This is a genomic window from Bacillus sp. SIMBA_031 (assembly GCF_046535225.1).
In the GTDB taxonomy this organism is placed as follows: Bacteria; Bacillota; Bacilli; order Bacillales; family Bacillaceae; genus Bacillus; species Bacillus velezensis.
Genome location: NZ_JAWRXC010000043.1, coordinates 1 through 419, shown reverse-complemented (window position 1 = coordinate 419; position 419 = coordinate 1). Strand labels below are relative to the sequence as shown.

The following is a 419-nucleotide window of genomic DNA, read 5'->3' as shown; positions in this document are numbered from 1 at the left end:
GTATGGTCAGATGTTCTCGGAGTAGAAAAAATCGGAATTCATGACAACTTCTTTGATTTAGGCGGTCATTCTTTAAAGGCTACAGTGTTGATAAATAAGCTGTATGAAGTTTTACAAATGAATGTGTCATTGAAGGCGATCTTTGATCACCAAACCGTCAAGGAATTAAGTGAGTATTTAGAAGATCAAGTCGAAATTCGCTATGAACAGATCCCTGTTTGTGCCATACAGGATGTGTATGAAATCTCTTCTGCCCAAAAAAGAATGTACATGGTGCAGCAGCTAGAAAGAGGAACGGTTTACAATATGCCGAGACTTTTTGCGGTAAAAGGCGATATTGACTCTAAAAAAGTAGAGAAAATCTTTCAAAAACTGGTGGACAGACATGAGTCATTACGAACATCTTTTGAAGATGTGAA

The 419-nt window shown here is 37.5% G+C and carries 1 protein-coding gene; it reads left to right on the top strand.

The features are described from left to right. The coding region (locus SB724_RS19430; RefSeq protein ID WP_410572411.1) for a condensation domain-containing protein at nucleotides 1–419 on the top strand (419 nt) is incomplete at both ends.